This window comes from Acinetobacter sp. WCHA39 (assembly GCF_002165385.1).
In the GTDB taxonomy this organism is placed as follows: domain Bacteria; phylum Pseudomonadota; class Gammaproteobacteria; order Pseudomonadales; family Moraxellaceae; genus Acinetobacter.
Genome location: NZ_NHRP01000027.1, coordinates 1 through 25,016, shown reverse-complemented (window position 1 = coordinate 25,016; position 25,016 = coordinate 1). Strand labels below are relative to the sequence as shown.

Annotated in this window: 20 protein-coding genes; 15 read left to right on the top strand and 5 right to left on the bottom strand. The window is 39.1% G+C overall.

Annotated features, from left to right (window positions below; genetic code table 11):
- Positions 1-102: 102 nt before the first annotated feature.
- The gene (locus CDG56_RS12770) at positions 103-945 is read left to right on the top strand and encodes a class I SAM-dependent methyltransferase (protein ID WP_087548087.1); all 843 of its coding nucleotides are present in this window, start codon (positions 103-105) and stop codon (positions 943-945) included.
- 60 nt (positions 946-1,005) lie between these two features.
- Here the strand turns inward: CDG56_RS12770 and CDG56_RS12765 are convergent, their stop codons facing one another.
- The gene (locus CDG56_RS12765; protein WP_087544038.1) at positions 1,006-2,316 is read right to left on the bottom strand and encodes an alpha/beta fold hydrolase; all 1,311 of its coding nucleotides are present in this window, start codon (positions 2,314-2,316) and stop codon (positions 1,006-1,008) included.
- A 344-nt stretch (positions 2,317-2,660) separates the two neighbouring features.
- On the opposite strand from CDG56_RS12765, the gene CDG56_RS12760 reads away from it, so the two are divergent.
- From CDG56_RS12760 to CDG56_RS12740, 5 genes are all read left to right on the top strand, one after another.
- The gene (locus CDG56_RS12760) at positions 2,661-3,926 is read left to right on the top strand and encodes a glutamate-5-semialdehyde dehydrogenase (RefSeq protein ID WP_005156167.1); all 1,266 of its coding nucleotides are present in this window, start codon (positions 2,661-2,663) and stop codon (positions 3,924-3,926) included.
- A 297-nt stretch (positions 3,927-4,223) separates the two neighbouring features.
- The gene (locus CDG56_RS12755) at positions 4,224-5,399 is read left to right on the top strand and encodes an acetate/propionate family kinase (protein ID WP_087544039.1); all 1,176 of its coding nucleotides are present in this window, start codon (positions 4,224-4,226) and stop codon (positions 5,397-5,399) included.
- A gap of 32 nt (positions 5,400-5,431) precedes the next feature.
- The gene (gene pta / locus CDG56_RS12750) at positions 5,432-7,567 is read left to right on the top strand and encodes a phosphate acetyltransferase (protein ID WP_087548086.1); all 2,136 of its coding nucleotides are present in this window, start codon (positions 5,432-5,434) and stop codon (positions 7,565-7,567) included.
- Positions 7,568-7,796: 229 nt separating this feature from the next.
- Positions 7,797-9,323 (top strand): fumarate hydratase, encoded by a 1,527-nt coding sequence (locus CDG56_RS12745; RefSeq protein ID WP_087548085.1) that lies wholly within the window; start codon positions 7,797-7,799, stop codon positions 9,321-9,323.
- A 95-nt stretch (positions 9,324-9,418) separates the two neighbouring features.
- Positions 9,419-9,961: a DUF2059 domain-containing protein gene (locus CDG56_RS12740; RefSeq protein ID WP_087548084.1), complete on the top strand. Its 543-nt coding sequence runs from the start codon at positions 9,419-9,421 to the stop codon at positions 9,959-9,961.
- A 17-nt stretch (positions 9,962-9,978) separates the two neighbouring features.
- Here the strand turns inward: CDG56_RS12740 and CDG56_RS12735 are convergent, their stop codons facing one another.
- From CDG56_RS12735 to tig, 4 genes are all read right to left on the bottom strand, one after another.
- Positions 9,979-10,695, bottom strand: a complete 717-nt coding sequence (locus CDG56_RS12735; RefSeq protein WP_087548083.1) for a DUF2846 domain-containing protein — start codon at positions 10,693-10,695, stop codon at positions 9,979-9,981.
- A gap of 150 nt (positions 10,696-10,845) precedes the next feature.
- The gene (gene clpX / locus CDG56_RS12730) at positions 10,846-12,156 is read right to left on the bottom strand and encodes an ATP-dependent Clp protease ATP-binding subunit ClpX (protein WP_087548082.1); all 1,311 of its coding nucleotides are present in this window, start codon (positions 12,154-12,156) and stop codon (positions 10,846-10,848) included.
- A gap of 28 nt (positions 12,157-12,184) precedes the next feature.
- A complete protein-coding gene (gene clpP, locus CDG56_RS12725) occupies positions 12,185-12,790 on the bottom strand; it encodes an ATP-dependent Clp endopeptidase proteolytic subunit ClpP (RefSeq protein WP_004660445.1) in 606 nt (201 codons plus the stop codon).
- Between the two features lie 197 nt (positions 12,791-12,987).
- On the bottom strand, positions 12,988-14,319 hold the full coding sequence (gene tig, locus CDG56_RS12720) for a trigger factor (protein WP_087548081.1): 1,332 nt from the start codon (positions 14,317-14,319) through the stop codon (positions 12,988-12,990).
- 462 nt (positions 14,320-14,781) lie between these two features.
- Between tig and CDG56_RS12715 the strand changes: the two genes are divergently transcribed.
- The 9 genes from CDG56_RS12715 to rdgB all read left to right on the top strand — a co-directional run bounded on the left by CDG56_RS12715 (position 14,782) and on the right by rdgB (position 24,895).
- Positions 14,782-17,181 (top strand): catecholate siderophore receptor Fiu, encoded by a 2,400-nt coding sequence (locus tag CDG56_RS12715; RefSeq protein ID WP_087548080.1) that lies wholly within the window; start codon positions 14,782-14,784, stop codon positions 17,179-17,181.
- Between the two features lie 97 nt (positions 17,182-17,278).
- The gene (locus CDG56_RS12710; protein ID WP_087548079.1) at positions 17,279-17,962 is read left to right on the top strand and encodes a Fe2+-dependent dioxygenase; all 684 of its coding nucleotides are present in this window, start codon (positions 17,279-17,281) and stop codon (positions 17,960-17,962) included.
- A complete protein-coding gene (locus CDG56_RS12705) occupies positions 17,962-19,065 on the top strand; it encodes an alpha-hydroxy acid oxidase (RefSeq protein WP_005156186.1) in 1,104 nt (367 codons plus the stop codon). Before CDG56_RS12710 ends, CDG56_RS12705 begins: the two co-directional genes overlap by 1 nt.
- Positions 19,066-19,464: 399 nt before the next feature.
- Positions 19,465-21,162, top strand: a complete 1,698-nt coding sequence (gene leuA / locus CDG56_RS12700; RefSeq protein WP_087548078.1) for a 2-isopropylmalate synthase — start codon at positions 19,465-19,467, stop codon at positions 21,160-21,162.
- Positions 21,163-21,265: 103 nt separating this feature from the next.
- Positions 21,266-22,426 (top strand): homoserine O-succinyltransferase MetX, encoded by a 1,161-nt coding sequence (gene metX / locus CDG56_RS12695; protein WP_005156189.1) that lies wholly within the window; start codon positions 21,266-21,268, stop codon positions 22,424-22,426.
- Positions 22,426-23,019 carry a methionine biosynthesis protein MetW gene (metW, locus tag CDG56_RS12690; RefSeq protein ID WP_004660432.1) on the top strand — a complete coding sequence of 198 codons (594 nt, stop codon included), beginning with the start codon at positions 22,426-22,428 and terminating at the stop codon, positions 23,017-23,019. Before metX ends, metW begins: the two co-directional genes overlap by 1 nt.
- Positions 23,016-23,603: a tetratricopeptide repeat protein gene (locus CDG56_RS12685; protein ID WP_005219707.1), complete on the top strand. Its 588-nt coding sequence runs from the start codon at positions 23,016-23,018 to the stop codon at positions 23,601-23,603. Before metW ends, CDG56_RS12685 begins: the two co-directional genes overlap by 4 nt.
- Positions 23,604-23,697: 94 nt before the next feature.
- A complete protein-coding gene (locus CDG56_RS12680) occupies positions 23,698-24,159 on the top strand; it encodes a hypothetical protein (protein WP_087548077.1) in 462 nt (153 codons plus the stop codon).
- Between the two features lie 112 nt (positions 24,160-24,271).
- Entirely contained in the window at positions 24,272-24,895 is a 624-nt protein-coding gene (gene rdgB / locus CDG56_RS12675; RefSeq protein ID WP_087548076.1) for an RdgB/HAM1 family non-canonical purine NTP pyrophosphatase, read from the top strand.
- Positions 24,896-25,016 lie beyond the last annotated feature (121 nt).

Genomic DNA, 25,016 nt, shown 5'->3' with positions numbered 1-25,016 from the left:
CATCTCCAATTGATCTATTTAAAAATGAATAGGTCAATTTCCTCGCGCAAATGGGTTGTGCATAGGAACAGAATAAAATGAAAAAAATTGAGTCTAGGACAGATGACACAACAACTTTCGAAACACCGCCATATTTCTTTTACTGCACACTATACCGGCTATATTTGGTATCAAATGGGCATTTCCCATCCTGCATTAGCGACAACCAAAGGAAAAACACTAGCAGCCTTAGTCCATCCGATTGAAAGTTGGGCAGAAAAGTATGTTGGTGGAAGTATGCGAACAACCTTGAAACAACGCCATACCATGCTTGATACGCATTTAGAGCAATTGGTTCAGCAATATCCAAACCTACAAGTACTTGAAATTGCATGTGGCTTATCGCCACGAGGTTGGTGGTTTAGACAGCATCACCCAGACATTTGCTATCGTGAGCTTGACTTACCTGATATGGCCGCTACAAAACAAGCAGCATTACAACAAATTGAACCACATGTTGATGATGTCCTATCCGTTGATTTATTTACAGAAGCATTTGCAAACGTATTTAAAGTCTTTGACCCTAAACGACCTTTGGTGATTATTAGTGAAGGCTTAATTAACTACTTTGAAAAGCCGTTACTTCAGCAACTTATTCAAGCAATTGCGATCTATGGCCGCGACTTCAAAGAACTTCATTATTTAACCGATCTTTATCCAGAACCCACTCAAAATAAATTAGCAACCATTATCTGGAATAGTAGTCGTTTATTGAAATTAATGTCACGCAGCGCTTTTAGCTTCCACTTTAAGACACCAGCAGAGGTAGAGAATTTTTTTCATGAAGCTGGTTTTAAGCAAGTTGAAGTGCTTCAACCTAAAGAATTCTTTGAACAAACACATTTAGAAAACAAGGAACAGCATCTCGGTGATCTTGTTTGGATGATTCAAGCGACCAATAAATAAAAATCAAAAAAAGAGAAGTGAATTCAAAACACTTCTCTTTTAAATTCTATTAAAAAATAATTAAATTTGTTTCTGACGCTCAATAAAACGAGATAAACGATCCGCAACGTCGAAACTACCGTGTTTAAACAAGATACGTAAACCCTGTTCAGTTGCCTCAAATGTTAAACATTCTATTTTAAACTCACCTTCTTCATCAGCCAAATGTAAGGCTAAATCTCGTGGATGCTGGCTAACAAAATCAAGCTGATCCAAATGATCAAGTTTTAGATACACCCCAAAGAACGTAATATCTACAATCTTTACTGCTACTTCGATATCTGAATGTCGATGTGATAATTTAGTGTCTGGTTTTAAAACAGGAATACGTTCTTCACCACGACGCTCAATGTTTTTCATCTGTTCGCGGTTCATTGGAATAACACCATCAAGATTGTCGATGGATTCTCCCTTTAAAAACGTAGTAAAAAGCGTCATCGTTTCTTTGCGGCGTTGTAATTGTGGAACATGGTCTGCATTGGCAATTAATGCAAATTCCATATTATTACATTGCAAAGCAAAGTCAGCATTTTCATGTGGCAAAGTAAAGCTGTCGTACTGCCCTGCTGCAACAAGAGTTTTACACTGCGCAACAGGTACATTGCTTAAACGGAGTAGTCGATTGCAATTAATCTCGTAACGCTCACGTTCAGTTGCAGTAAACTCTGCCATCTGTCTAAAGAATAAACGTTTTGCCGTTGGAGACATCCGCGTTTTATCAAGCTTGGCATGATTCACAAGATACAAAATAACTGCTTGCCCAAACTCCTCCATACGATCTTCACGCATCAAGTGTAAAGATTCCTCGAGCAACATACGCCAGCTTTTACGGGTTTTTTGCATCACACCCATCAAGACCATACGATCAATCAGTTCAGGACGTTGGTGTGCAAATGAAGATGCAACAACTGAACCCAACGACATACCCATGACAGAAACTTTATCAATCCCAACAATATCAAGCCATTGACCCAACATTTTTGATAAATCTGGTAATTCAAGAATTCCAGCTGACTCGCCTGTATCCACATTTCGAATCTGCTGATTTGCGCCCATTGATGGTAAATCAATCAATATGACAGGACCACTCTCAAAGAGTTGCTCAACACAATACTTATAAGAGTTAAAATTTTGAAATGCGCCCCCGACAATTACAATTGGCGTGTTGTAGATCGTCTTAGGATCTGCAATTGCCATATATTCAATTTTCCAACCATCTATCCATGTAGTACGCGCTGGTTGTTTAAAACTGTTTTTATTGTATATGTCGAAAAAACCAAACCCTGTGTAGGTATGATTTAAATCCGAGTCCATTTGGATTATGGAATTCATATCCTTCCTCCATCCTTGTTTATTTTTTTGCTGTAATTAGTCTCATTTTTAGTGAGTTCTAGTTACAAGTTAACAAATTTATAAAATTTGTATTACATTTATCCTATACATTTTTCATTCTATACAAATGCATGATTTATACGCAATCATTTCCTTAACCACTTATCTTGTTTAGATCAATAATATTTTTCAAAATATGTAATCAGCTTGTAAATTCAATTTTAAATCAAAAGAGCTACTCAAAATTTACAATCTATAATTTTTTGAATTATCAGTTCAGCCTATTCATTGTTCAGCATTTGACTGTTACTATCATTATAAATATATGCAATCGTCAAAATGCTATGCAAGATTCTATTCAAAACTATATGCAACAGGTTGGTACTCAGGCACGTAAAGCGTCTCGTATCTTAATGAGCGCATCAACGCATCTAAAGAACCATGCTCTGTCTGCAATTTATACTGCTTTAGAAAATAATCAAGCACAAATTTTGGCAGCCAATCAAATTGATATGCAAAATGGTCACCAACGTCAATTAGATTCTGCCCTCCTTGATCGTCTTGAACTCACTCCTGCTCGCTTTAAAGGCATGCTACAAGGGTTAAAAGATGTTATTGCACTTGTTGACCCAATCGGCGAAATTACGGATTTAGCTTACCGTCCATCAGGTATTCAACTCGGTAAAATGCGGGTTCCTTTAGGTGTAATCGGTATGATCTACGAATCGAGACCGAATGTTACCCTTGAAGCCGCATCATTAGCACTAAAATCAGGAAATGCCATTATTCTACGCGGTGGTTCAGAAGCAATTGAATCGAATAAAGCAATTGCAATCGCAATTCAGCATGGTTTACAAATTGCTGGCTTACCTGAACATGCTGTTCAAGTGATTGACACACCTGACCGCGCAGCAGTAGGTCATTTAATCACAATGACTGAATTTGTAGACGTGATTGTCCCTCGTGGCGGTAAAAGCTTGATTGAACGTGTAACGAATGAAGCACGTATTCCTGTGATCAAGCATTTAGATGGCAATTGCCATGTTTTTGTTGAAGCACAAGCAGATTTACAAAAAGCATTACCAATTGCGCTCAACTCAAAAACACATCGTTATGGCGTATGTAATGCGATGGAAACATTACTTGTTGATGAAGAAATTGCAGAAGATTTCCTACCAAGTATTGCTGAACTATATGCAGATAAACAAGTTGAACTAAGAGGTTGTGCGGAAACACAACGTATCTTAGGTGAGTCTGTTAAAACAGCCACCGAAGAAGATTGGTACACTGAATATTTAGGTCCTATTCTTGCAATCAAAGTCGTTACAGGTATGGATGAAGCAATCGAACATATTAATAAATATGGTTCTCATCATACCGATGCGATTATTACTGAAAACTTTAGTCTAGCACGTGAGTTTCTCGCACGAGTTGATTCAAGTTCAGTGATGATCAATGCTTCAACCCGCTTTGCTGATGGCTTTGAATATGGCCTCGGTGCAGAAATAGGAATTTCAACAGACAAAATTCATGCACGCGGTCCAGTTGGTCTGGAAGGTCTAACCTCTCAGAAATGGATCGTATTTGGTGATGGTCAAATACGCCAATAAGGCATTTAGATCCAAGTAAAACGCTGCACGGTAAAGCTCATTTATTTGATCTTTATCGTGTTTTCACATATTTTCATACAAAAAACCTGATCAAAATAAACAGATTCATCCTAAGAAGTTTGTATTTACACTCTATAATCATTAGATTCAATTATAAATCAGTTGTATAGGCTAAAGTCTATCTTCGCCAATATGACAACCCATGTTAAAACATTGCACGTGATTGCTCTGCTCGACACGTTGCAGCAAGATCAAAAGTGTTCGTCATAAAATTCAAAATTTGTTAGGTGTTCAAACGTGGCTAAATCTGTACTTGTAATTAACTGTGGTTCATCTTCAATCAAATACGCGCTTATCTCAGAACGCCGTGAAGATCGTATTTATGGATTAGCAGAAAACTTAGGTTCTGCTGAAGCGCGGATCAAAGGCGTTACAATTGGTGGTGAACCACTTGAACTTTCGATTCCACATGCAGATCACGCCAAAGCACTTGAAACTCTTCTTGCACGTTTAGCGAACTACAATCCACAAGCGATCGGTCATCGTGTTGTTCATGGTGGCAATTTAACCAAAGCAGAACTATTAACACCTGAAATTGTAAGTCGCATCGAAGCTGCAACACCACTTGCACCTTTGCACAATCCTGCACATTTGATTGGGATTGAAGCAACCATGCGTTTGTTCCCTGAATTACCACAGGTTGCTGTATTTGACACTGCATTCCATCAAACCATGCCTGAACACGCGTATCGTTATGCTTTACCGCAAAATTTATATACTGAACACCATGTCCGTCGCTATGGTTTTCATGGAACAAGCCACGCTTATGTGACTGAACGTGCAAGTGAACTCGCGGGTGCAAAAAATCAAGGGGGCTGGCTCAGTGCTCACTTAGGCAATGGTAGTTCAACTTGTGCGGTTTGGAATGGTCAAAGTCTTGATACTTCTATGGGCATGACTCCATTAGAAGGTGTAGTGATGGGTACACGTAGTGGTGATGTTGACCCAAGCTTACATTTATTCCTTGCAAGTAATTTAGGCTGGAGTATCCAGAAAATTGACAGTATGTTGAATAAAGAAAGTGGATTGCTTGGCTTATCTGGTCTGTCAAACGACATGCGCACTTTAGTTGAAGCTTCGGGTAATGGTCATGAAGGAGCAACACTGGCGATTGAAGTATTCTGCTATCGTTTAGCAAAATCATTATCTGCTTTGAGCTGTGGTTTACCGCGTTTAGATGGTTTAGTTTTCACGGGTGGAATCGGTGAAAACTCAGCTTATGTTCGTGAAAAAACCTTGGCTTATCTACCACACTTTGGTTTGCAATTTAGTACAGAAAAAAATAATACCTTAGCACGCGGCACTGAAGGTCGAATCGATAATGGCACAGGTCCACAAATTTGGGTTGTACCTACAGACGAAGAAGGACGCATTGCGAAAGAAACGCGTCAAGTCATTGAACAGCTCGCTTAATTCACAAAATTTAGATAAATTTTAAGGTTCTTATGAATACGATTTTACTGATTCCAACAGGTGAAGGGGTTGGTCTTACATCTGCCTGTTTAGGAATGATCTACGCTTTAGACTGTAAAGGGATTAATGCTGGTTTTCTTAAACCATTTTCTCAATTAGCAGATTCAACCGTTGATCGTACTGCAACACTTTATCGTCATTTATTTCAACATCAATCTGTTGAACCGATTGCTTATGAAAAGCTCACCCAGCTTCTTGGTTTAGGCGAAACAGATGAGCTACTCGAAGAAGCTGTTGCACTGCATCGTAAAATCTCAGCCAATCACGATGTGATTATTGTCGAAGGTCTTGTACCCAATGGACAAGATCACTTTGCCAGTGAAATTAATGCCGCACTTGCACAAGCACTCGATGCCCAAGTCGTTTTGGTCAGCACAGCAGATTTAGCTGACCCACGTAAAACAGCTGAAAAAGTTGATGCACATTTGCGTCAATTCGGAGGTGCTGCATCACCGCGCACCACAGGCATTTTATTTATGCGAACCAAAGGTCTTCCTGAAAGTACAGCAGCAATTCCTGTCACACTTGATCCAAGTTTGCGTTTAGATAAGCAAATTGCTGAATTTTCAATACAATTACAACGTTACAATCGTTTTATTGGCACAAGTGAATTACCTATCATTGGTTTAGTGCCATTCAGTAATATTCTCAGCGTACCGCGTAGCTTAGATATTGCCACTGTTGTTAATGGTACTTGGTTAAATGAGGGTGAAGCAAAACAACGCCGTATTTTACATACCAGTTTAATCGCATCGGATATTGAAGCAGAATTACATAAATTTGTTGCTGGCGAACTCATCATTAGTGCATCTCAACGTACAGATGCCCTACTTGCAGCAAGTCTTGCAAGCAGTAATGGAATTCCTTTGGCGGGTTTAGTTTTAGCTGAACAAGCCGCTCCAGCCGCAAATATTTTAGAATTCTGCCAAGGTGCTATTAAACAAGGTCTACCAATTTTACACACTTCGCTAGACACATTAGAAACAGCACAACGCCTATATCATTTTGGCAATGAAATTCCCGTAGATGATATTGAGCGTGCTGAACAAGTGACGCGTTTTGTTTCAAGCCATCTTGATAATAGTTGGCTCGATCAACATACCCAGAACAACCTGAATCCACGATTATCTCCATCTGCATTCCGCTACGAGCTGGTACAAAAATCGATTGCTGCGAAAAAACGCATTGTACTACCTGAAGGTGATGAACCTCGTACTGTACAAGCCGCAGCGATTTGCCAATCACGTGGTATTGCTGAATGTATTTTATTAGCGAAACCTGAAGCTGTTGCTGAAGTTGCTAAAGCACGTGGTATTCAGCTTCCAGCTGATCTGCAAATTTTTGATCCCGATAGTATTCGTGACCAATATATTGAACCTATGGTTGAATTACGCAAAGGTAAGCTAGATGCATTACAAGCAAAAGCACAGCTCCAAGATACTGTAGTCCTTGGTACAATGATGTTAGCACTTGATCAAGTCGATGGCTTAGTATCTGGCGCAATTCATACCACTGCCAATACCGTTCGACCTGCATTTCAATTGATTAAAACAGCCCCGAACTACTCATTAGTTTCATCAATCTTCTTTATGTTGTTGCCTGATGAAGTTTATGTCTACGGCGATTGTGCAATTAATCCAGATCCAAATGCTGAACAGCTTGCTGAAATTGCGATTCAATCTGCAGACTCTGCTAAAGCCTTTGGTCTTGATCCGCGTATTGCCATGATTAGTTATTCAACAGGTACGTCAGGCGCAGGTGCCGATGTTGAAAAAGTGGCTGAAGCAACCAAGATCGCCCAACAACGTCGTCCTGATTTACTGATTGATGGGCCTCTACAATACGATGCGGCTTCAGTTGAAAGCGTTGGACGTCAAAAAGCACCTGAGTCTAAAGTTGCGGGTCGTGCCAATGTATTTATTTTCCCTGATCTCAATACTGGTAACACCACCTATAAAGCAGTACAACGTGCAGCGAATGTGGTCAGTGTCGGTCCAATGCTACAAGGCTTAAACAAGCCCGTAAATGATTTGTCTCGCGGTGCTTTGGTTGATGATATTGTGTTTACCATTGCCTTAACGGCGATTCAGGCAGCGCAACAGGATTAAATCACGATCCTGATATTATAAAAAACCATCTACCAGATAAAAAGTAGATGGTTTTTTATTAGACTTGTTTTTCCATGCGGCCAGCCACACATAAGGAAAACTAAAAATTTCAACACGTCTCCTGCCTATTTAGACCTTTAGCCAAATCTAAGCTAAAACTCCCACATTCATTGCTTTTTGTCATATAATTTAGCCCGCCAGCTAATCGCCCGCTCAAGAGAAATTTGATATGACAACGATCATCAAACAAGATGACTTGATTACATCAATCAAGGATGCCCTGCAGTTTATTTCTTACTATCACCCACAAGACTTCATCCAAGCGATGAGCCGTGCTTATGATCGTGAAGAAAACAAAGCTGCAAAAGATGCTATTGCCCAAATCCTGATCAACTCACGTATGTGTGCTGAAGGTCACCGACCAATCTGTCAGGATACAGGGATCGTTAACGTTTTCCTTGAAGTCGGCTTAGATGTTAAATTTGATTTAACCATGAGCTTGGATGATGCTGTAAACGAAGGTGTACGCCAAGGTTACTTAGAAAACTCAAACGTACTCCGTGCTTCTGTTTTAGCAGATCCAGCTTTTGGTCGTAAAAATACCAAAGACAACACCCCTGCCGTGATTCACTACAAACTCGTTCCGGGTAACAAAGTAGATATTACAGTTGCTGCCAAAGGTGGTGGTTCAGAAAACAAATCTAAATTGGCAATGTTGAACCCATCTGACTCAATTGTAGACTGGGTACTTAAAACTGTTCCAACGATGGGTGCAGGTTGGTGTCCACCGGGTATGCTCGGTATTGGTATCGGTGGTACTGCTGAAAAAGCCATGATGCTTGCCAAAGAAGCACTCATGGAAGAAATCAACATGGACGAATTACTTCGTCGTGGCCCACAAAGTAAGATGGAAGAACTCCGTATCGAGATCTTCGAAAAAGTAAATGCATTGGGTATTGGCGCACAAGGTCTGGGTGGTTTAACCACAGTTCTTGATATTAAAATCAAGGATTACCCATGTCACGCTGCGGGTAAACCTGTGGGTATGATTCCGAACTGTGCTGCCACACGCCACGCACACTTCCAGTTAGATGGTACTGGTGTAGCACACATCCAAGCACCTAAACTTGAAGACTACCCTGCTGTAACTTGGGATTCATCTCAATCAAAACGTGTGAATCTTGATACCATTACACAAGAAGAAATGAATTCTTGGAAGCCAGGCGATACATTACTTCTCAATGGTACAATTTATACAGGTCGTGATGCTGCACATAAGCGCATGGTTGACATGCTAAATAATGGCGAAGAACTTCCAGTCGATCTCAAAGGTAAATTCATTTACTACGTGGGTCCAGTCGATCCAGTTGGCGATGAAGTCGTTGGTCCTGCAGGCCCGACAACCGCAACCCGTATGGATAAGTTCACTCGTCAAGTGTTAGAAGCGACTGGTTTGTTCGGTATGATTGGTAAAGCGGATCGTGGTCCTGCTGCAATTGAAGCGATCAAAGACAATCAAGCAACTTACTTAATGGCCGTTGGTGGTGCAGCTTACCTCGTGTCTAAAGCAGTTCGTGAGGCTGAAGTGGTTGCTTTTGCAGACTTGGGTATGGAAGCCATCTACAAATTCGTGGTTGAAGATATGCCTGTTTCTGTTGCAGTTGATGTGAATGGTACTTCGATCCATGCGACTGCGCCAAAAATCTGGCAAGCAAAAATTGGGAAAATTCCAGTTGTGGATGCTGCCGCTCAATAATACTCATACAATAATCTTAGCCGAATCATCGTATTCGGCTATTTTTTTGCCTAGCGCTTCTGTTAGATTATAAAAACAACAATAAGGACAAAGACATGAATAGAAATATATCGAGGGTGATGGTCGGTTTATGCCTGATCAGTGCCATGCAAAGTGTCTTTGCCACACCAGCACGAACCCAGTCTGTAAAAGAGCTGATCAAACTGAGTGATTTAGAAAACCTTTTACATTCGTCTCTAGATGAGATGCAGCCTGCATTAGACTCTAAAGCCGAAAGTATGCTTTTAAAAATTTTGGGTAAAGAGAGACTGACAACCAATCAAGAACATCTAGCACTTGTAGAACTCAGTCAATTATTAAAAGACACAAGTTCAAAAATGTTTATGCGGCCTGAAACATTACAAACAATTGAGCAAATTTATACAGAAACACTGAGTGAAGAGGAAGTACAAGCTTATTTAAAATTTTTGCGAACGCCAGAAGGAAAATCAATCAACCAAAAAAATTTAACAATTAGTAGCAATGTTTTTCAATACATGAATAATTTAAATCAAAAGACCTTAAATGATCCTGAGCAAAATTTAAAACTCAAAGAGCAGCTTTTAAGCATCATCAAACCCTTAATTCAAGATGAATAAACACTGCTCAATATTGACTACCACGTCAATGGATTCCAAAGTTTAAATGGCTTAATTAATAAGACCTCAGATTTTTCATCATACTTAGCTGGCTTTAACTCTTGAGGCTTAGACCGAATTTTACCTGAGGCATCTTGTGCCACAAAGTTATAGCTTGATGATTTTAGGCGAGTAAAGGCAATTTCCTGATGTGCGACTTTATCGGGCATGATCATAAATGGTCCCGTATGTTCGCTGCGAGAAATCTTATTTTCTTCATCATATTTAATAAAATAAGTTTGTGATGCATCAACCGTGAAATCTAAATACTTTGGTTTTTGGAAATGCATACCAGCCAATGGGCGGCTCACACTCAAACGATAGGTACCTGCTGGTAGTTCCACCCAATAATAGTGATTATGCAATAGGCTTGGGATTCGATGCCCATTAATAAATAAGTTTGCTGCTGCAATTTCTTGACGATTCCAACGTGTATCTGGACGATACAAATAAACCACCGCGGCTTGTTCATGTTGTGGTTTGATCGGTGTGTAAAATTGACCTAATTTTTGATTGACCCATCCACCAACAGTAAAACCTCCCACATGATACTGATCAAGCAGACCTGGCTCTTTTGTTGTATCTACTGGAGGTAAAGTTGCTGTGAGTGTTGTTGTATTTTCTTCAACTGTCTTATGACTTTGACAACCAGCCAATACCCCTGCACAACATAATGACAATATTAAATAACGCATGATATCCCTCAAGGCGTTTTCTTGGATTTATTTTTAACAGCGCAAAACTATGCGAATTTTCCAATTTTTAAGATTAACACCTCATTAATTAATTGCAAATAAAAAAAGCATGAAAAGTCTAAGCTTTCATGCTTTTTAGATGAATGAGAATTAAGCAGATTTTGAATCAATAACTTTCAAATCTTTCTTTTCAACTAATTCAGGTGTTGTCACTTGTGGTAAACGTTCAGCTTTAAATGTTGGCTTAGCTGTACCATTAATTACAGCTTCATCCACAATAACCGTCCCCACATCACTACGACTTGGTAAGTCATACATGGTTTCTAGCAAAACGTTTTCTAAAATTGAACGTAAGCCACGCGCACCCGTATTTCGTTCAAGTGCTTTCTTCGCTACAGCACGCAATGCAGATTCATCAAAAACAAGATCAACATTTTCCATCGTGAAAAGATACTGATATTGGCGAGTTAATGCATTTTTAGGCTCTGTCAGAATTTGCATTAATGCTTCTTCATCCAGTTCTTCTAAAGTTGCAATCACAGGCAAACGACCAATAAACTCAGGAATCAAACCAAATTTGACTAAATCAGTTGCTTCGACTTGACGGAACAACTCAGAGACTTTTTTACTGTCGTCCTTATTCTTCACATCAGCCGTGAATCCAATACCGCCTTTCTCTTGACGTTGTTGTACAATTTTCTCTAAACCAGAGAATGCACCACCACAAATAAATAAAATATTTGAGGTATCAATTTGAATGAATTCTTGTTGCGGATGCTTACGACCACCTTGTGGCGGAATAGAAGCAACGGTGCCTTCAATCATTTTCAATAATGCTTGTTGTACACCTTCACCCGATACGTCACGAGTAATTGATGGATTCTCCGATTTACGGGTAATCTTATCAATCTCATCAATATAGATAATACCTTTCTGCGCTTTTTCTACATCGTAGTCCGCTTTCTGCAATAACTTTTGTACGATATTTTCAACATCTTCACCCACATAACCCGCCTCTGTGAGTGTCGTTGCATCTGCCATGGCAAAAGGAACATCCAATAAGCGTGCAAGTGTTTGCGCAAGCAAGGTCTTACCTGAACCTGTTGGTCCAATCAACAAGATATTACTTTTCGCAATCTCAATATCTTGATGTGGATGATGCGACTGACCAACTTTCAAACGCTTATAATGATTATAGACCGCAACAGATAGTGTTTTCTTTGCAACATCTTGTCCAATGACATATTGATCCAACGCAGCACGTATCTCATGTGGTTTAGGCAAAGCTTTAGTCGCCCAGTCACCTGCTTCAACTTGTTGACTGGTTTGCACTAAATCTAAGCAGACATCCACACACTCATTACAAATATATGCGTCCTCACCTGCAATCAATTTTCCAACTTCAGATTGTGTCTTACCACAAAATGAACAATGCTTTTGTCCTTGAGGATGTTCGGACATATTTACTCCACAACTTAAATCTTAAAAACTAGGGACGTTTGCTTAATACTTGGTCAACTAAACCATATTCTTTAGCTGCTTGTGCAGTCATAAAATTGTCACGATCTGTGTCACGTGCAATTCTTTCATAATCTTGACCACTATGCTCAGCCATCAGACGGTTTAGACGCTCTTTGATATAAAGAATTTCACGTGCATGAATTTCGATATCAGACGCTTGACCACGGAAACCACCGAGTGGTTGGTGAATCATCACGCGTGCATTTTCAAGACAGTAACGTTTTCCTTTAGCACCCGCATTCAATAAGAATGCACCCATTGAAGCCGCTTGTCCCATGCAATATGTAACAACATCTGGCTTAATAAACTGCATAGTGTCATAAATTGCCATACCAGCAGTTACTGAGCCTCCCGGTGAGTTGATATAAAGATGGATATCTTTCTCTGGATTCTCAGCTTCCAGAAACAACATCTGCGCAACGATAAGATTCGCCATGTTATCTTCCACTTCACCAGTCAAGAAGATCACACGCTCACGTAACAAACGTGAAAAAATATCAAATGAACGCTCACCACGTGATGACTGCTCAACGACTACAGGAACTAAAGCATTTTCAATTGTTGGAACATACATAGGTTTATTTATTCCTAAATTATTCTGACTCGATCTATGCCAACAATATGAGGGATAATCAATGAAATTGCAAAAGGTTCAACCTGAAATATTCGATTATTTATGGCAAAACCGAGTCATTTTTCGACAAATTAACACTTTCATAACATGCATAAAAAAAGGCGCATCAAGCGCCTTTCTTCTGAACTTTTAAAAGATTAGCCACGACGAGCTTGTTGTTCTTTTAATAAGTCTTCGTAGCTTACAGCCACATCATTTACTTTAGCAGCAGCCAAGATGTGATCAACAACTTGGTCTTCTAGCACAACTGCTTCGATTTGAGCACGTTGTTGTTTGTCATTTTTGAAGTATTCAACCACTTCTGTTGGATCTTCATAAGAAGAAGCCATGTCATCGATGTAAGCTTCAACACGTGCTTGATCAACTTCAAGTTTAGCATCAGCTAATACTTTGCTTACCAATACACCAAGCTTCACTGATTTTTCAGCCTGTTCCTTGAACAATTCATCTGGAAGCATGCTGCTATCAAATGCACCTGCACCTTGAGCACCAAACTGTTGAGTGAACTGTTGAATCATTTGTTGACGTTGACGGTCAATTTCTTGAGCAACCATAGAAGCTGGAACTTCAATTTCGTTTGCAGCGACAAGTGCATCAAATGCAGCTTGTTTAACTTGGTTACGAAGACCGTTGCGAACTTCACGTTCCATATTCTTACGAACGTCAGCTTTTAACTTCTCTACGCCTTCTTCTTCAGTTAAACCAAAGATTTTTAAGAATTCAGCATCAATTTCTGGAAGTTTTTGTTTTTCAACAAGTTTTACAGTGATTTTGAACTGAGCTGCTTTACCCGCCAAGTTTTCAGCTTGATAGTCTTCTGGGAAAGTCACATCAATCACTTTCTCTTCGCTTTTCTTCATGCCGATGATGCCGTCTTCAAAGCCAGGAATCATGCGACCTGAACCAAGAACCAGTTTAAAGTCTTCAGCCGCACCGCCCTCGAACTTCTCACCATCAATAGTGCCTTCGAAGTCGAAAGTCACTTGCATGTCTTTTTTCGCCATGCCCTTGGTTTCAACCCATGAAGCACGTTGTTTTTGCAAGTTTTCAATCATTACATCAACATCAGCATCGTTGATTTCTGATGATTTACGATCAATCTCTAAGTCAGCAAAAGCTTTCACTTCTACTTCTGGATACACTTCTACAGTCGCTTCATAAACTAAAGCGTCATCTTTGTTTTCAACTTTTTCAATGTTCGGCATGCCGACCGCATTGATTTTTTCTTGTTGAATGGCTTCGAATACTGTGTCACGAATGATGTCATTCACAACTTCTTGATAAATACCCGCACCATATTCACGGCGAACAACATTTAAAGGCACTTTACCTGGACGGAAGCCGTTGATCTTCACAGTTTTGGCAGTGCGTTTTAAGCGAGCTTCAAATTGCTCGTTAACACGGCTCGTCGGTACAGAAACATTTAAACGACGGGCAACGCCCGAAACCGCTTCAGTCGTTACTTGCATGGCTTCCTCGATATATAGTTAGTAGTAACATTTTTAAAAGTGCCACATTATATGACAACTTTGTAGATATACAAAATCAGATGATCAAAATTCCCTATTTTTCCTAATTTGCCAGAAAAACAATATTTAAATTCTCAACCTAAAAAATCAAACTAACAATTTTAAAATAATCATTTAAGTATAAAAAACATAGCATTAAACAAATCAATCGTTAATACTGATTCTCATTATCAAAAATAAGTATAATACCAATTATAAAATTAAATTATAAATATCATAATCTTAAGCCTATACTATTCATTATACAACCAAAATCACAATTGATAATAATAACAATTATCATTAGACTTCTCATAAAATGTTACATAGCTTAACAATCTACTCACTTTTACTACATTTTTGTGGAAGTTTAAAAAGATCAAAAGCTCTGTCATTCATCTGTTTAATTTCGGGGGTTCTCTCATGGCAAAAATCAAAAGCCGTAAACATATTGCTACAACACCGTTAGTTGCACTTGCAGCAAGTCTACCTTTAGCCAGTCATGCGGCAACTAAAGAAGAAAAACTGACTCAACTTCCAACCATTGAAGTGACAGCACAAGAGATCTATAAAGCCAATACCGTTAGTTCCCCAAAGTACACACAACCTTTAGTAGACACACCTCAAACGATTCAAGTAATTAAAAAAGAAATTTTACAAGAGCAAGGGGCTGCTTCTTTAGTGGAGGCATTGCGAAATACTCCTGGGATTACCCTACAAATGGGTGAAAATGGAAATACCAGTGCAGGCGATACTTTCCAAATGCGTGGTTTTTCGACTCAAACTTCGACTTATGTAGATGGAATTCGTGATCTTGGTGCTGTAAGTCGGGATGTATTTAACTTAGAGCAAATTGAAGTTGTCAAAGGTCCTTCAGGTGCTGAAGCTGGTCGTGGCTCTGCTTCTGGTTATATCAATTTAGTCACTAAATTACCTAAAGCTGAAAATAGCCGTGAAGTCTCTGCCCGTTATAACACAGCAGAAAATGCGCGTTTAACGGCTGATATTAATCAGGCAATTAGCGAAAGTACCGCAATCCGCTTAAACGTAATGGGACAAGATGGTGGTGTCGAAGGTCGAGATGTTATAGAAAATAACGGTTGGGCAATTGCGCCATCAATTGCATTCGGATTAGACAGCGATACTCGTCTGTATTTGTATTCTCAACATATTCGTCAGAATAATATTCCTGATGGTGGTATTCCAACTATAGGTATGAAAGGCTTTTATGGATACACCTCTAGCTACGCAAACGATAAAAATCTTGCGTTAAGAGATCAAATCCGTGAAGCTATTAATAAATCTGCTGATATGCAGAAAGTGAATAAAGCTTTACAAAATGCGCCTGAAGTTGATCGTAGTAACTTTTATGGAAGCGTAAATGACTATGAAGATATTAGCTCGGATATGATTTCGGCTAAAATCGAAAGTGACTTTAGTGGAAATATCAAATTTACCAATATCTCTAGATTAGGTAAAACCAGCATGAAAAGAGCATTAACTGGAATTAATGCAATTAATGCTCCATCAGCTACAGTTACCGTTAATCCAGATAATAGCTATAGTTACAAATTTAACTATGGGTCATTTGACCCTAATAATAGAGATACATGGGCAATTTCTCGTTCCCATCAAGGCGTAGATCAAGAAAATAAAATCCTTGCGAATACATCAAATTTGAATATTAATTTTAAAACGGGTGCTGTTGAACATGACTTAGTTGCTGGCTTAGAATTTTTGCGGGAACAACAAATCTCTCGTACCTTATCTACCCAAAAACCAGGAACAAAAGCTCCTACAACGCCTGCTGCGAATCTCTATAATCCTAACCATGATGATGTAATGCCTGAATTGGTTTATACAGGTGCATATAGTGATGGTGAAACCAAAACAGCCGCAGCCTATTTATTTGATACGGTAAAACTATTAGATAATCGTTTACAGTTTAATGGTGGTGTACGTCTTGATTACTATCATACCGATTATGAGGCTTTAGCTGTTGCAACGAATGCAACCACCCTTGCGATTACTAAAACTCCCACTCATCTCAAAGCACACGATACTTTGGTGAGCTGGAAATTAGGTAGTTTATTCAAACCAACCAAAAATAGCAGCCTTTATGTGTCTTACGCTAAATCATTGACTCCGCCCGGAAGTGCAAACTTTAGCTTATCGGACACAGGAGCTAATAGTTCAGCAGCTAAACCACAAAAAACTAATCACTATGAAATGGGTGGAAAATGGGATGTATTAAAGAATAAATTAGCATTAACTAGTGCGATTTATCATACTGAGAATGAAAACCAGTTTACCCAAGATCCAATTACGAAAGAGTCTATTCAAGAAGGCAAAACACGTGTTCAAGGCGTAGAACTTGGAGTTGTTGGTCAAATTACAGATGCTTGGAATATTTCTGCGGGCGTTGCTCATATGAAAACTAAGCAAAAAAATCAACAAAGTTTCAATACTACGACAGGTGAAAAAACTGTCACTGATTCGGTACGTTGGTCTCCAGATTGGACTGCTTCATTATGGACAACCTATGATATTGCAGGTTTTAAGTTAGGCCTAGGCGCACGTTATGTTGATGAACAAAAACGTGTGATCACAGATAGTACAGCGCCAGCAAATATGCCTAAAGTTCCATCTTATGTTGTCTTTGATGCAATGGCGGGGTATAGCTTGAACAAGAATGCTTCTGTGAATCTAAATGTCTATAACTTAGCTGATAAAGACTACATTAGTGCTTTAAATAATGGCGGTAGTCGTTTCGTACTTGGTCAGCCACGTTCTGCTGCCTTAACTTTTAACTACAAATTCTAAGTCATTTTATTTAATTCATCATGATTGAATAAATAAACACAGCCTGTCAAAAAAGCTATAATTTTTGATAGGTTGTATTTTTTGGAAGATTCAAAATATGATGTTGCATATCCCCCAAGTACTCAATAAGCATCAAGTTGCTGAGCTACGCGAACAAATACAACAACAATCAGTTTGGATTGACGGTACACATAGTGCAGGTCCACAAGCACAAAAAATTAAAAATAATTTACAAGTCGATATACAGAGTAATGTATATGAATCTGTTAGCCATTCTGTTTTGAATGCATTACAACAAAATCTGCTTTTGCGTTCAGCTGCCCTTCCTAAACATACGTTATTGCCAATGTTCAACTGCTATCAAAATCAAGGCAATTATGGCAACCATGTTGATAATTCGATTCAATATTCTGCAAAAACAGGGCAAATGATTCGTACTGATGTGTCTATCACCGTCTTTTTATCTGAACCTGATGAATATAAAGGTGGGGAACTGATTATCGAAGATACTTATGGCAGCCATGAAGTCAAACTCGATGCAGGAGATGCAATTGTTTACCCAGCAACAAGTTTGCATCGTGTTGAACCTGTGACTCAAGGACGTAGAATCGCAGCATTCACATGGATTCAAAGCATGGTTAAAGATGACTGGCAGCGAACGATGCTATTCAATTTAGACATGACTATTATCAAACTCAGACAACAATTAGGCGATACAGAAGAAGTTGTTAGTTTAACCAGCCATTATCATAATTTATTAAGACAATGGGGGGATTTATAATGCATGACCAGATCCCTACACCCGCTTTGAATACTATTCCTTCGTATATTCAAACCATTCACGACTATCAACAACAAGCTCAGCGACACGTTTCTGAAGATGTTTGGGGATACTTAAATGGTGGAGCGATGCATGAAATTAGCGTGCAAAATAATTGCCAACAATTTCAAAATATTCAATTGATTCCTAGACATCTAAACGACTTAACACAAGGTAATACTCGTTTTCATTTATTTGGGATGGAATATCCGCATCCTATTTTTCTTGCACCGATTGGCCACCAAGCACTTTTTCATCCTCAAGCAGAAGCTGCATCTGCTCTCGCAGCTGAACTTATGCAAAGTAACTTGGTATTAAGTACATTCACAAATACTCATATGGCACAGTTGAAACCAGAAAACCCGTATAAATGGTTTCAATTGTATTGGCAAGGATGCAGAGAAAAATCATTAACCTTGATCAAACAAGCTGAACAATCAGGTTATCGTGGAATTGTGATTACGGTCGATGCTCCCCATGTGGGTATCCGAGATCGGGAACGTAAGTTATTCTTTCAGTTACCAGAAGAAATGCAACATCCACACACCCCTACCCATTTAAGTTTTCCTGATGTATCGCCATCCGAAAGCCAACTATTTCAAGGCTTAATGCAAATTGCACCTAAGTGGGCGGATATTGCTTGGGTGATTGCAAATACACATTTACCTGTAATCTTAAAAGGAATATTACATCCTGCCGATGCTCAAAAAGCCCTCGATCATGGTGTATCTGGGATTATTGTTTCTAATCATGGTGGGCGCATTGTAGATACGACTATTCCACCCTTAATTGCATTACAAAAAATTCGCGCAATTGTTCCTCCTGATTACCCTGTATTATTAGATGGTGGAATTCGACGTGGTACAGATGTCTTTAAAGCAATTGCATTAGGTGCAAACGCCGTATTGATTGGACGTCCTTATATTTATGGTTTAGCAACAGCAGGCGCTTTAGGTGTTGCTCATGTCATCCGCATGTTAAAGGAAGAATTTGAAATTACGATGGCACTCATGGGAACCGCTACCATAAAGGACATTAATCAAGACTATATTTATCAGCCTTAAGCATATTAATGGGAAATATTTTCTTTAAATTTTATTTTTATGCAAAAAATAGGAAAATATTTCCCATCCATTCAAATTAAAATAAATTATAGACCACTGCAGTCGCTTGTATTTTCACCTAGACTGATTCAAATTAGGTGATTAAGATAACTGCAAAACCCAATACTTTTGCTTTGAACGGTAGATGATGAAAACGAGTGATGATTTTAGCCATCCGTCTGATATAAAAAACCTCACTGCTCTCCTGATGCTGCGCCTCGCGCGCATATAAATTTTTACCTAGATTTTAGGTACTCAATACATATTCTCTTTAAATTGATTCTTATAGACACCATATATATTCGTAGCACGTTGCATTTATTTTGAAGCAGCAACCATGCTACAACAAGGAGTTATCTCATGATGTTGGCTGACCCAAGCAAAAAATACCGCCGTATGTATCAACGAGTGGATTTACCAGATCGTCAATGGCCAAATAACGAAATTAACCAAGCACCGATTTGGATGAGCACAGATCTTCGTGATGGTAACCAAGCGATTTTTGAACCAATGAACATGGAGCAAAAATTAAAAATGTTCCACATGTTGGTTAAAATCGGCTTCAAGCATATTGAAATTGGTTTCCCTTCAGCATCTCAAATTGACTTTGACTTTACTCGCAAGTTAATTGAAGAAGATTTGATTCCAGAAGATGTGTATATCGAAGTTTTGGTTCAAGCTCGAGATCATTTAATTGCGCGTACCTTTGAGTCTTTGGTTGGTGCAAAACGTGCGATTGTGCATATCTATAATTCAAACTCACCAACATTCCGTCAAAAAGTGTTGAATGTAGATGCAAACGGCGCAAAGCAACTTGCCATTAATGCAGCAAATAAAGTCAAAGAATACGCAGCGCAATATCCTGAAACAGAATGGATTTTCCAATATAGCCCAGAGTGTTTTTCTGCAACAGAATTGGAAGTTGCCAAAGATGTGTGTGATGCGGTCACGGAAATTTGGGAAGCGTCTCCAACCAATAAAGTGATCTTAAACTTGCCTGCAACGGTTGAAGTTTCAACACCCAATGTCTATGCCGATCAAATCGAATGGATGCACCGTAACTTGGCGCGTCGTGATGGCGTGATTATCTCAGTTCACTGTCACAATGACCGTGGTTGTGGTATCGCTGCTTCTGAATTGGCGATCATGGCGGGTGCTGATCGTGTTGAAGGTTGCGTGTTTGGTAATGGTGAACGTACAGGTAACGTCGATGTTGCTGCGATTGCCTTGAACATGTATACCCAAGGTGTTGCACCAAACTTAGACTTCTCTAATATCAATGAAATTATTGCAACTGTTGAAGAATGTACAGGTTTACCTGTGCACCCACGTCATCCATATGCAGGTGATTTAGTCTTTACCGCATTCTCTGGTTCACACCAAGATGCGATTAAAAAAGGCTTCGAATTCCAGAAAAACGAAGAGATCTGGGATATGCCGTACTTACCAATCGACCCTAAAGATTTAGGTCGTGATTATGATGCGGTGATTCGTGTCAACAGCCAATCTGGTAAAGGTGGTATTGCATACTTATTAGAATCGAACTACAACGTGGCTTTACCACGCCGAGTACAAATCGAGTTCAGCCAAATCGTACAGCAACATACTGATGAAAACGGTACAGAAATCAGTGCACACGAAATCTGGACCTTATTCCAAAATACCTATGTTGATGTGAAAAATAGCCATTACCAAACCAAACATTATCAGTTGTCCGATATCAATGGCACACAAATCATTGAATTAGATATTGAAATTGACGGTGAAGTACAACGTTTACGCGGTGAAGGTAACGGTCCAATTTCGGCGATGCTCGATGCGTTACAATTGCCAATTGATGTTGTAAATTATGAAGAACGTAGTATCAGTTCTGGTGCAAATGCTAAAGCACTTGCCTTGATTGAACTTCAAGTCAAAGGCACAGGTAAAAATGCTTTTGGTGCAGGGATTCATGACAACATTGTCACCTCATCGATTGAAGCGATTATTGCATGTACCAATCGTTTAATTGAACAAGGTGTACTTACAACTGAGCAAGTTGCTGCTGCGGCAGTTTAAGCAAAGCTGAGTTGTAATATCAGAAAAAATGACTTTTGAAAGGATACCTGAATTGGTATCCTTTTATTATTGATCAAAGATTTATACAAGGCGAATCATTCCAGTGTCTTTTCCATCGGATTCAGTGGGTTTAGTCACACCACAAAAATTTCAATTTGAGCAACCATTAGAGCTTGAATGTGGGCGTATCCTGCCACGTTTTGATTTGATGGTTGAAACCTATGGAACACTTAATGCAGATAAATCCAATGCAATCTTAATTTGCCATGCATTATCTGGGCATCATCATGCTGCGGGTTATCATCATGCAGATGATAAAAAAGCAGGTTGGTGGGATAGCTGTATTGGTCCCGGCAAAGCGATTGATACCAATCATTTTTTTATTGTTTCTTTAAATAATATTGGTGGTTGTAATGGTTCAACAGGTCCAACATCGCCAAACCCTGAAAATGAAAATCGTCCTTATGGTCCAGATTTTCCATTAGTCACTGTTCGTGACTGGGTGAAGACCCAAGCCATGTTGTCTGATCGCCTCGGAATTGATGTTTGGTTTGCCGTGATTGGTGGTTCTTTAGGTGGCATGCAAGCACTACAATGGTCATTGGACTATGCTGATCGTTTAAAAAAATGTGTCATTATCGCCAGTGCACCAAAATTATCAGCTCAAAATATTGCCTTTAATGAAGTTGCTCGCCAATCGATTCTCTCTGATCCCGATTTCCATAATGGACGTTATCTGGAAAATGACAGCTATCCAAAACGTGGGTTAATTTTGGCACGTATGGTCGGTCATATTACGTATTTATCTGAAGAAGCCATGAAACAGAAATTTGGTCGTGATTTAAAATCTGGCAAATTTATGTATGGTTTTGATGTCGAATTCCAAGTGGAAAGCTATTTGCGTTACCAAGGCGAACAATTTAGCCGTAATTTCGATGCAAATACTTACTTGATTATGACCAAGGCCTTGGATTACTTTGATCCCTCTCGTGAATATGAACATTCTCTGACGAAGGCAATGAGTCAACCAAAGTGCCAATTCTTGGTGGTTTCATTTACGACTGACTGGCGTTTTAGCCCAAGTCGTTCACAAGAATTAGTTGATGCTTTAATTGATAATCATAAGCCCGTCAGTTACTTAGATATTGATGCGGAACAAGGTCATGATTCGTTCTTGTTCCCTATTCCACTCTATGTGAAAACATTAAGAGCATTTTTAGGTGGAGAACAACAGTTGCAAGCTACACCGCAGGAGCAGCACTAATGCGAATAGATCAACGACTCGCTGAAAAATGGATCAGTCCGAACTCTAGCGTATTAGACTTAGGCTGTGGTGATGGTGAATTATTGGCTCATATGAGCAAACAGCACAATATTCGTGCTTATGGCTTAGAAATCGATCAAGAAAAGATTGCAATTGCCATCAGTCGAGGGTTAAATATTATCCAGCAGGATTTAAACTTGGGTTTAAGCCGTTTTGCCGACCAGTCGTTTGACTCTGTGGTTATGGCACAAGCTTTGCAAGCTGTAGATGCGCCCGATGTATTACTTCGTGATATGGTGCGTGTCGGAAAACAGGCAATTATTACTTTTCCAAACTTTGCGTATTGGAAGACTCGTTCTTTTCTTGCATTAAAAGGTAAAATGCCTGTTTCGGAAGCTTTACCCTATATGTGGTATAACACCCCGAATATTCATTTATGTACTTTCCGTGACTTTGAAGCCTTATGTGCTGAGAATCGGATTAAAATTATTAATCGACTTGCCGTTAATGGTGACCAACAAGGTAGTATGCTCAGTAAGCATATGCCGAACCTATTTGGTGAAGTCGCAATTTATCGAGTGAGCGCTCTATGAAAAAGACATTTATCAGCACATTTTTATTTGGTCTGATCAGTATACAAGCGCATGCTGACTATGTTGCTCAACCCCAATCGGTTGCAACACAGGCAGCACGATATTCAGTGATGAGTATCAGTGAATTACAAAGCGCAGCAAAATCTGGTCAAGCTGGGGCACAATTTTATCTAGCAACACGTTATCAGTACGGTAAAGACGTTGCTAAAGATGAGAAACAAGCTTTTTCTTTATTTAAAGCGGCAGCAGATCAAGGTTTATCTGCTGCACAGTTAAATGTAGGTCGTATGTATGCAGATGGCATCGGTACGAAGAAAGATGAAGCTTTAGCGCGTAAATATTTCGAAAAAGCGGCGAGTAATGGCGATAACCGTGCCAGCTTTAATCTGGCGATGATGGAAGAGCAAAAGAAAAACTATGTTGGTGCTTACCAATGGTATGAGCTTTCAACACGTGACGGTATGCTGGATACTAAAGTCATCAGTCTTTCTGAGGGTAAGAAAACAGCGTTAGCTGCAAACTTAACCCAAGATCAAATTCGTGCTGCACGTGATCGTGCTGATAAATGGATTCAAGCACAATAGTCTTGCTTAGATCTATTGAGTGATTTAAAAACCGACTTGTGTGAGTCGGTTTTTTATTATACTGATAACATTCATATTTAATTAAGTTTATTAAATGAGCGATATAGAAAAGGCGATATTCAAAGTAAAACTAGAATTGGAAACAATAACACCAGAAGAAATCCAAAGGTGGGCAATTGAGACATTAGAAAAAAATTCATCAAATGATTTAGCTTTAGATATCTGTTTCTTATCAACCTCAGACCAAGTTACAACCTATTTTAATCAATTATCCCGAAGTCTATTTAATACAGATTTAACAAAGGAATCAGTCAATCACCTCTTAAAAGATTATATTGAAAAACATCTAGAGTTAGTAAAAAGCCAAGAGCTTCTATTTCCTTTTCTTCAGAAGCTCTTGGCTTTATCTAAGGCTATAGAGAATGAAGATTTATATGAATTATTAAACTATTATGATGATGAATTTTACTTCAGCTTTGAAGGATATTCACTTTCGGAACCAGATGAAGTTTTTAAAAGTTTCATCGAAGATTTAAAAAAATTGTATCAAAATTAGATAAAATAAAAGGAAGCGACTTTTTTAGATTTTAGAATGCAACCATTAGTTCTACACTATTCTATAGAAACACCCTAAAATCCTATTCAATCTAAGCTAGTCTAAAATGAATATGTCTACTCCACTCTGGCTCAACCAAGGCAGCCTTGTCCTCGCAAGCAATAACAAAGGTAAAGTTGTCGAATTTGAACATCTTTTTCAGCAACTCAATCTGCCTGTTGAAATCATTCCTCAAGGCAAACTAGATATTGAAGATGCCATCGAAGACGGTCTCAGCTTTGTTGAAAATGCCATTATCAAAGCACGTCATGCGTCTAAGCTTTCAGGTAAACCTGCGCTTGCAGATGACTCTGGACTGTGTGTCCCGATCTTAGGTGGTGCACCAGGAATTTATTCAGCGCGCTATGCAGGCGAGCATGGTAATGACGCGGCTAATAACCAAAAATTATTGGCTGATCTCGCACCTTTCCGTAAAGACGGCGAAGCAATTGAAGGTATGTTCGTGTGTGTATTGGCTTTAGTTACGCATGCAGAAGATCCGCTGCCACAGATTTTCCAAGGCATTTGGAAAGGTGAGATTTTAGAAGCAGCGCGCGGTGAGAATGGGTTTGGCTATGATCCATTGTTCTGGCTACCAGAACTCAATCTTTCAAGTGCTGAACTGAGCAAAGCTGACAAAAATAAAATCAGTCATCGTGGTCAAGCAATGCAGCTGTTTAAAGCAAGTTTGATTTAAAGATCATTTGCCCTAGCTAAACCCTAGGGCAAATTATTTAAATTTAGGGTCTGTTGAGAATTACCGAGAGTTAATTAAACTCGCGCACAATTGAATCATGGCTTCAAAACTCGTATCTGTT